The organism is Neisseria sp. HMSC31F04, assembly GCF_001807735.1.
GTDB classification, from domain to species: Bacteria; Pseudomonadota; Gammaproteobacteria; order Burkholderiales; family Neisseriaceae; genus Neisseria; species Neisseria elongata.
In genome coordinates, this window is record NZ_KV790759.1 from 42,334 (window position 1) to 50,992 (window position 8,659).

Below are 8,659 nucleotides of genomic sequence, written 5' to 3' on the forward strand. Positions count from 1 at the left end.
CAAGAAGGGTTCTTTTTCCGACAATAGCGTCTGTTTTGCGGCAGGCCGTCTGAAAAACGGTTTCCGATTGTTTGCGAATGTTTTCAGACGGCCTGACATTGTACCTTTTATTAAATCAAAATGACCGACAGCAAATCTCTTTCGTTGGCCGTAGTCGGCCACACCAATACAGGTAAAACTTCGCTGCTGCGCACATTGCTGCGCGACGGCGGTTTCGGCGAGGTGGCCGATGCGTCCGCCACCACGCGCCATGTCGAACGGGCGGCAGTGTGCGACGACGGCGGCACGCTGCTTTATTTGTACGACACACCCGGGCTGGAAGATGCGGGCGGCGTGTTGGACTGGCTGGAAGCGAACACGTCGCCGCGCGAAGACGGCGTAGACCGCCTGCAGGCCTTCCTTGCCTCGCCAGCGGCTGCAGGGGAATTCGGGCAGGAGGCGAAAGTGTTGCGCCAGCTGCTGCAAAGCGACTCCGCCCTTTACGTTATCGATGCGCGCGAGCCGGTGTTGAACAAATATAAAGACGAGCTGACCGTATTGTCGTGGTGCGCCAAACCGCTGATGCCGGTGTTTAACTTCACCTCCGGCGGCGGCCTTTCGGCTTGGACGGATATGCTGGCGCGGCGCGGTCTGCACGTTTGCAGCAGCTTCGACACGGTGGCTTTCGACTTCGACGGCGAAATCCGCCTGTGGCAAAACCTGGCCACCATGCTGCCCGATGACGGCACGCTCCGCCGCCTCATCGGCTGGCGGCAGGACGAATGGCGGCGTTTGGACGGTGCGGCGCGTGAGGCCGTCGCCTCCTTCCTGCTGGACGCGGCCGCCTGCCGTCGGGAGTGTGCCGAAGGTAGCGATACCGCGCCCGTGCTGGAGGAAATGCAGGCGGCGGTCAGACAGGCCGAAGGCCGCCTGCAATCGCATTTGCTCGAACTTTACCGTTTTTATTACAGCGAGATAGACAACGACGGCGGCTGGGTGTTGAGCGCGTTCAGCCAAGACCCGTTCGACGGCGATTTGCTGAAAGAATACGGCATCCGCACCGGAACGGGCGCGGCGGCGGGCGCGCTGATCGGCATGGGGATAGATTTGGCCACGCTCGGCGGTTCGCTCGGGCTGGGCACCGCCCTGGGCGGCCTGATAGGCAGCGTGTTGCCGAATATGGGCGATTTGTCCGACAAAATCAGCGGCAGGCAAACACTGCATATCGATTCCGCCACGCTGACCCTGCTGGCCGCCCGCGCTCTCGACCTGCTGCACGCGCTGCAAACGCGCGGCCATGCGGCGCAAAGTCCGGTGGTGTTGCAAAGCGGCAAAACGCCGTGGCCGGCCGACAAACTGCCGGCCGAATTGAACCGAGCCCGCCGCCATCCCGATTGGTCGCCGCTCAACGGCGGCTCCGAAATGTCGGCCGAACGCCGCGAGTGCGCACGCACGTTGGCCGAACGCCTCAAAAACGCAAAAACGGCTTGAGGCCGTCTGAAAAGCCGCTTTATCCGTTTTCAGACGGCCTCAGGCCGTTTTCCGTATGTTCAGGCCGTCTGAAAACGGTATAATTCGCCGTTTTCCCCTTTGAGATTTTCTTTTTTAAAGCAGAACCATGATACAAGAACACTATCATCCGTCACTCATCGAGCCTGCGGCGCAGAAAAAATGGGACGACGAGCGTATTTTCAACGTCTCCGAAGACGCTTCCAAACCCAAATACTACTGCCTCTCCATGTTCCCCTACCCCAGCGGCAAGCTGCACATGGGGCATGTGCGCAACTACACCATCGGCGACGTATTGAGCCGCTTCAAACTTTTAAACGGCTTCAACGTCATGCAGCCTATGGGTTGGGACGCGTTCGGCATGCCGGCGGAAAACGCGGCGATGAAAAACAACGTCGCCCCCGCCGCTTGGACGTACGACAACATCGAATACATGAAAACCCAGCTCAAAAGCCTGGGTTTTGCGATTGACTGGGAGCGCGAAGTCGCCACCTGCAAACCCGAATACTACCGCTGGGAACAATGGCTGTTTACCAAGCTGTTTGAAAAAGGCATCGTCTATCGCAAAAACGGCACGGTGAACTGGGACCCGGTCGACCAAACCGTCCTTGCCAACGAGCAAGTCATCGACGGACGCGGCTGGCGTTCGGGCGCGTTGATCGAAAAACGCGAAATCCCGATGTATTACTTCAAAATCACGGATTACGCCGAAGAGCTGCTCAACGATTTGGACAAGCTGGAACACTGGCCGGAACAAGTCAAAACCATGCAGCGCAACTGGATCGGCAAATCTCGCGGTATGACCGTGCGCTTCGCCGTTTCAGACGACAGCAAACAAGGTTTGGAAGGCGATTACGCGAAATTCCTGCAAGTTTATACCACCCGTCCCGACACGCTGATGGGCGCGACTTATGTTGCCGTTGCTGCCGAGCATCCGCTGGCAACCGCCGCCGCAGCCGACGTGCCGCAACTACAAGAATTCATTGTCGAATGTAAAGCCGGCTCAGTGGCTGAAGCCGATGTGGCTACCATGGAGAAAAAAGGTATGCCGACCGGTCGTTTTGTCATTAATCCTCTCAGCGGTGAAGAGCTGGAAGTGTGGATTGCCAACTATGTATTGTGGGGCTACGGCGACGGCGCAGTGATGGCGGTTCCGGCGCACGACGAACGCGATTTCGAGTTCGCCACCAAATACAATCTGCCGAAAAAACAAGTGATTGCCGTCGGCGACAACGCATTCGACGCAAACCAATGGCAAGAGTGGTACGGCGACAAAGAAAACGGCGTATTGGTCAACAGCGGCGACTTGGACGGCATGAATTTTCAGACGGCCTTCGATGCCATCGCCGCCAAGCTGCAAAGCCAAGACGCAGGCGAACCGAAAACCCAATACCGCCTGCGCGACTGGGGTATTTCGCGCCAACGCTACTGGGGCTGCCCGATTCCCATCGTCCATTGCGAAAAATGCGGCGACGTCCCCGTCCCCGCCGACCAACTGCCCGTCGTCCTGCCCGAAAACGTCGTACCCGACGGCATGGGTTCGCCTTTGGCAAAAATGCCCGAATTTTACGAAACCACCTGCCCATGCTGCGGCGGCGCGGCGAAACGCGAAACCGACACCATGGACACCTTCATGGAATCGAGCTGGTATTTCTTCCGCTACATGTCGCCCAAGTTCGCAGAAGGCATGGTATCGACTGAAGCCGCAAAATACTGGGGCGCGGTCGACCAATACATCGGCGGCATCGAACACGCGATTCTGCACCTCTTATACGCGCGCTTCTTCACCAAACTGATGCGCGACGAAGGCTTGGTCAGCGTGGACGAACCGTTCGAACGCCTGCTCACGCAAGGCATGGTCGTCTGCGAAACCTACTACCGCGAAAACGCCAACGGCAGCAAAGACTGGATCAACCCCGCCGATGTCGAGCTGACGTTCGACGACAAAGGCCGCCCCGTTTCTGCTGTTCTGAAAGCCGACGGACAGCCCGTCGTCATCAGCGGCACGGAAAAAATGTCCAAGTCCAAAAACAACGGCGTCGATCCGCAAGAACTGATTAACGCCTACGGCGCGGACACCGCCCGCCTGTTCATGATGTTCGCCGCACCGCCCGAACAGTCCCTCGAATGGAGCGACAGCGGCGTCGAAGGCGCACACCGCTTCCTGCGCCGTCTGTGGCGCACCGTTTACGAACACCTGAAACAAGGCGGCGCGGTCAAAGCGTTTGCAGGCAGCCAAGACGGTTTGTCTAAAGAGCTCAAAGACCTGCGCCACAAACTACACGCTACCACCGCCAAAGTCAGCGACGACTACGGCCGCCGCCAGCAGTTCAACACCGCCATCGCCGCCGTGATGGAACTGCTCAACCAATACGACAAAACCGACACCGGCAGCGAACAAGGCCGCGCCGTCGCCCAAGAAGTATTGGAAACCGCCGTACGCCTGTTGTGGCCCATCGTGCCGCACATCTGCGAAACCCTGTGGAGCGAATTGAACGGCGCGAAACTATGGGAAGCAGGCTGGCCGACAGTCGACGAAGCCGCCTTGGTCAAATCCGAAATCGAAGTGATGGTTCAAGTCAACGGCAAACTGCGCGGCAAAATCACCGTCGCCGCCGACGCCTTCAAAGCCGACCTCGAAGCCGCCGCACTCGCCACCGAAGGCGCGGTGAAATTCATGGAAGGCAAGCCCGCCAAGAAAATCATCGTCGTGCCGGGCAGACTGGTGAACATCGTGGTGTAAAGCCCGTCGGCGCAATAAAGGCCGTCTGAAAAGCGGATTTGAGTTTTTCAGACGGCCTCAATCAATCAAAACGAAGGAAACGGAGCATGGACTACACCGTCCACCCCACGGCCATTATCGACGAAGGCGCGCAAATCGGCGCGGGCAGCCGCGTTTGGCATTTCGCCCATATTTGCGGCGGCGCGAAAATCGGCAAAAACTGCTCGTTCGGCCAAAACGTATTCGTCGGCAACAATGTAACCATCGGCGACGACTGCAAAATCCAAAACAACGTTTCCGTGTACGACAACGTTCACTTGGAAAACGGCGTGTTTTGCGGCCCCAGCATGGTGTTCACCAATGTCTACAACCCCCGCTCGCTGATTGAGCGCAAAAGCGAATACCGCGACACTTTGGTCAAAACCGGCGCAACGCTGGGCGCGAACTGCACCATTGTCTGCGGCGTCACCATAGGCAGGTTCGCCTTTATCGGTGCGGGCGCGGTGGTCAATAAAGACGTGCCCGACTACGCCCTGATGGTCGGCGTGCCCGCCCGTCAAATCGGCTGGATGAGCGAATACGGCGAACAGCTCGAACAACTGCCGCTCACAGGCAGCGGCAAAGCCGTTTGCCCGCACAGCGGCGAAACGTATATCCTTTCAGACGGCCTCCTCAGCAAAGCCTGAGGCCGTCTGAAAAATGCCCTACCCACCATGAGAAACACCATGCAATTCATCGACCTCGCCGCCCAGCAGGCGCGCATCAAACCCCAAATCGACGCAAACATACAAAAAGTCCTTTCGCACGGCCAATATATTTTGGGGCCCGAAGTGGCCGAACTGGAAGACAAACTCAAAGCCTACTGCGGCGCGAAACACTGCATCGGCGTTGCCAACGGCACCGACGCGCTGCAAATCGCCCTGATGGCTTTGGGCGTAGGCGCGGGCGACGAAGTGATTACCCCCGGCTTTACCTATATCGCCACCGCCGAAACCGTTGCCCTGCTCGGCGCAAAACCGGTTTACGTCGATATCGTCGAACAAACCTACAACCTCGACCCCGCCAAGCTCGAAGCCGCGATTACCCCGCGCACCAAAGCCATCGTGCCCGTATCGCTCTACGGCCAGTGTGCCGATTTCGATGCGGTTAACGCCATCGCAGCCCGCCACAACCTGCCCGTCATCGAAGACGCGGCGCAGAGTTTCGGCGCATCGTACAAAGGCCGCAAATCAGGCAGCCTGACCACTGTTTCCTGCACCAGCTTCTTCCCCAGCAAACCTTTGGGCTGCTACGGCGACGGCGGCGCGGTTTTTACCGACGACGACGGGTTGGCCGCCGTCATCCGCCAAATCGCGCGCCACGGCCAGGACCGCCGCTACCACCATATCCGCGTCGGCGTAAACAGCCGTCTGGACACGCTGCAAGCCGCCATCCTGCTGCCCAAACTGGCGATTCTGGAAGAAGAAATCGGCCTGCGCGGCCGGGTTGCCGCCGTTTACGCGCGGGAACTGGATAAAGCCGGTATCGCCGCACCGTTTATCGAAAGCCACAATATCAGCGCGTATGCCCAATACACTGTGCGCGTGAAAAACCGCGATGCCGTTCAGACGGCCTTGAAAGCGGCAGGCATTCCGACCGCCGTCCATTATCCGATTCCACTCAACAAGCAGCCCGCCGTCGCATCCGATGCCGTGCTGCCCGTGGGCGATTTGGTGGCCGAAGAAGTCATCAGCCTGCCGATGCACCCGTATATGACGGAGGAACAGGTGCGGCAGGTAGTCGGCGCGCTGGCACAGGCATTGTCCCGATAATCTTCCATACCGCGGTTTCAGGCCGTCTGAAAACGGATATTGCTTTTTCAGACGGCCTCTGACGGCAGAAACCGTATCCTGACCCGTTCAAACCGAATAAAGCCGAAATAAGGGAGGCCGCCATGAAACCGAGTACCGCCGCAATCCTTGCCGCTTTGCTGCTCGCTGCCTGCTACAACAACGAGGCAGACGGGGAAAGGCTGAAGGCGCAGTGGCAAAAGCAGCTGGCCGCGTTGCCCGTCGGGGCGGATAGTGCGCAAATCAAGGCGTGGGCGTGGGAGAACAGGATTTTCTTAACCGCCGACCGGCAGGGTTATACCGCCGTGCGTGAATTTTTGGGCGGCGGCGATGCCGCATGTCAGAGATGGCTGATGACTTTAACGGTCAAAACCGATGCCGAAGGCCGCGTGCTCGACAGCCAAGTCGAAAGTGCCTGCGACTGAACCGTTCAGGCCGTCTGAAAGCCCGACCGACGTTTTCAGACGGCCTCCAAACAAGGATAAAACATGAAATACAAAGACCTACGCGACTTCATCGCCATGCTCGAACAGCAAGGCAAACTCAAGCGCGTCGCGCATCCCGTTTCCCCGCATTTGGAAATGACCGAAATCGCCGACCGCGTGCTGCGTGCCGAAGGGCCGGCGTTGCTGTTTGAGCACCCGATTAAGCCCGACGGTACGCGCTACGATTATCCTGTGTTGGCAAACCTGTTCGGCACGCCCGAACGCGTGGCGATGGGCATGGGCGCGGACAGCGTGTCCAAATTGCGCGAAATCGGGCAGACGCTGGCGTATTTGAAAGAGCCCGAACCGCCCAAAGGCATCAAAGATGCGTTTTCCAAACTGCCGCTACTGAAAGACATTTGGAGTATGGCGCCGAATGTGGTGAGAAATGCGCCGTGTCAGGAAGTTGTGTGGGAAGGCGAAGACGTTGATTTGTATCAACTGCCGATTCAGCATTGCTGGCCGGAAGACGTTGCGCCGCTGGTAACATGGGGCTTGACCGTCACGCGTGGGCCGCACAAAAAACGCCAAAATCTCGGCATTTACCGCCAACAATTAATCGGCAAAAACAAGCTGATTATGCGCTGGCTGTCGCATCGCGGCGGCGCGCTGGATTATCAGGAATTCCGCAAACTCAATCCCGATACGCCGTATCCCGTCGCCGTCGTGCTCGGCTGCGACCCCGCCACCATTTTGGGCGCGGTAACGCCCGTTCCTGATACCTTGAGCGAATACCAGTTTGCCGGACTGCTGCGCGGTTCGCGGACGGAGCTGGTGAAGTGTATCGGCAACGATTTGCAAGTACCCGCCCGTGCCGAAATCGTGCTGGAAGGGGTCATCCATCCGAACGAAACTGCGCTGGAAGGCCCATACGGCGACCACACGGGCTATTACAACGAGCAGGACCATTTCCCCGTGTTTACGGTCGAGCGCATCACCATGCGCGAAAACCCGATTTACCACTCCACCTACACGGGCAAACCGCCCGATGAACCCGCTGTCTTGGGCGTGGCGTTGAACGAAGTGTTCGTACCGCTCTTGCAAAAGCAGTTCCCCGAAATCACCGATTTCTACCTGCCGCCCGAAGGCTGCTCCTACCGCATGGCGGTGGTCAGCATGAAAAAACAGTACGCCGGACACGCCAAGCGCGTGATGATGGGCTGCTGGTCGTTCCTGCGCCAGTTTATGTACACCAAATTCATCATCGTGGTCGATGACGATGTGAACGTGCGCGACTGGAAAGAAGTTATCTGGGCAGTAACCACGCGCATGGACCCCGTACGCGATACCGTTTTGGTGGAAAACACGCCCATCGACTATCTCGACTTCGCCAGCCCCGTCAGCGGACTCGGCGGCAAAATGGGCTTGGATGCAACCAACAAATGGCCGGGCGAAACCGACCGCGAATGGGGACGGGTGATCCAAAAAGACCCTGCGGTTACGGCTAAAATTGATGAGATTTGGGGGGAATTGGGGTTGTAAATTCAAGTGCAGGCTGCTTTTATTGCGTAGATAACCGAGAGAAGCAGCCTGTACAGCATTTGACTGATTTAAAAGATGCTATATTAAATAAAGGGGCTGACGTAGATTAGCCCCTTGTTTAAAGCGAAGTCAGAAAAGTCAGAAATCCCAATATCACGCCGACTGCGTTGGGTATAATCAGAATCCAGTCTTTCCGGGGTTCTTTGCTCCAACCGTACAAAACCCAAATCAGACAGGATACTGCTGCAAACAGGGGTTGCCACGGCTGCGCCTTTGCCCCTTGTATATTGGCGATAATTTGGGGGATATAGGCGACAAATACGAAAATACCCATTGCCGCCCCTATACTGCCGACAACGGTATTGAATTTTGCCTTGCTTATCATGGTGGTAAGTCTCCTTTTAATATGAAAATCGAGGCGGTAGATAATATAGGCAGGCTGACTCAGCCGAGGGAACAGCCGCAGCCGCAATGATGTTCGTGGCCTTGGCCATGTTCGTCCGAATCTTCGGCAAGCAGGGCTTCGTAGTCGCCGCTTTCAATCAGGCTGACCAGTTCTGCCGGACTTTCCGCACCTTCTACCTAGTCGCAGAATCGACAGCTCTATTCTACCGCAAAATCCGTATGGTTATCAGCCATCATTTGGCCTTGGC

General features: G+C 57.5%; 7 protein-coding genes and 1 pseudogene. 7 read left to right on the forward strand and 1 reads right to left on the reverse strand.

Annotated elements, in window-relative coordinates; genetic code table 11:
* Positions 1-120: 120 nt before the first annotated feature.
* The 6 genes from HMPREF3107_RS01170 to ubiD all read left to right on the forward strand — a co-directional run bounded on the left by HMPREF3107_RS01170 (position 121) and on the right by ubiD (position 8,006).
* Positions 121-1,470 (forward strand): DUF3482 domain-containing protein, encoded by a 1,350-nt coding sequence (locus HMPREF3107_RS01170; protein WP_070452370.1) that lies wholly within the window; start codon positions 121-123, stop codon positions 1,468-1,470.
* Positions 1,471-1,600: 130 nt separating this feature from the next.
* Positions 1,601-4,231 carry a leucine--tRNA ligase gene (leuS, locus tag HMPREF3107_RS01175; RefSeq protein WP_070452403.1) on the forward strand — a complete coding sequence of 877 codons (2,631 nt, stop codon included), beginning with the start codon at positions 1,601-1,603 and terminating at the stop codon, positions 4,229-4,231.
* 86 nt (positions 4,232-4,317) lie between these two features.
* Positions 4,318-4,896: an acyltransferase gene (locus HMPREF3107_RS01180; RefSeq protein ID WP_070452373.1), complete on the forward strand. Its 579-nt coding sequence runs from the start codon at positions 4,318-4,320 to the stop codon at positions 4,894-4,896.
* Positions 4,897-4,935: 39 nt separating this feature from the next.
* Complete coding sequence (locus HMPREF3107_RS01185) at positions 4,936-6,021, forward strand: DegT/DnrJ/EryC1/StrS family aminotransferase (RefSeq protein WP_070452406.1); 1,086 nt, start codon at positions 4,936-4,938, stop codon at positions 6,019-6,021.
* Between the two features lie 122 nt (positions 6,022-6,143).
* Complete coding sequence (locus HMPREF3107_RS01190) at positions 6,144-6,464, forward strand: hypothetical protein (protein ID WP_070452376.1); 321 nt, start codon at positions 6,144-6,146, stop codon at positions 6,462-6,464.
* Between the two features lie 63 nt (positions 6,465-6,527).
* On the forward strand, positions 6,528-8,006 hold the full coding sequence (gene ubiD / locus HMPREF3107_RS01195) for a 4-hydroxy-3-polyprenylbenzoate decarboxylase (protein WP_070452379.1): 1,479 nt from the start codon (positions 6,528-6,530) through the stop codon (positions 8,004-8,006).
* Positions 8,007-8,124: 118 nt separating this feature from the next.
* On the opposite strand, the gene HMPREF3107_RS01200 is transcribed toward ubiD, so the two are convergent.
* Positions 8,125-8,391 carry a SemiSWEET family transporter gene (locus HMPREF3107_RS01200; protein WP_040665672.1) on the reverse strand — a complete coding sequence of 89 codons (267 nt, stop codon included), beginning with the start codon at positions 8,389-8,391 and terminating at the stop codon, positions 8,125-8,127.
* A gap of 86 nt (positions 8,392-8,477) precedes the next feature.
* Here HMPREF3107_RS01200 and HMPREF3107_RS12225 point away from each other — a divergent pair.
* A pseudogene (locus HMPREF3107_RS12225) lies at positions 8,478-8,659 on the forward strand (hypothetical protein); the annotation flags it as partial.

Excerpts from the sequence above, each read along its gene's own strand:
- HMPREF3107_RS01170 (WP_070452370.1), top strand. The coding sequence starts at position 121 with ATGACCGACAGCAAATCTCTTTCGTTGGCCGTAGTCGGCCACACCAAT.
- HMPREF3107_RS01180 (WP_070452373.1), top strand. The coding sequence starts at position 4,318 with ATGGACTACACCGTCCACCCCACGGCCATTATCGACGAAGGCGCGCAA.
- HMPREF3107_RS01185 (WP_070452406.1), top strand. The coding sequence starts at position 4,936 with ATGCAATTCATCGACCTCGCCGCCCAGCAGGCGCGCATCAAACCCCAA.
- HMPREF3107_RS01190 (WP_070452376.1), top strand. The coding sequence starts at position 6,144 with ATGAAACCGAGTACCGCCGCAATCCTTGCCGCTTTGCTGCTCGCTGCC.
- ubiD (WP_070452379.1), top strand. The coding sequence starts at position 6,528 with ATGAAATACAAAGACCTACGCGACTTCATCGCCATGCTCGAACAGCAA.
- HMPREF3107_RS01200 (WP_040665672.1), bottom strand. The coding sequence starts at position 8,391 with ATGATAAGCAAGGCAAAATTCAATACCGTTGTCGGCAGTATAGGGGCG.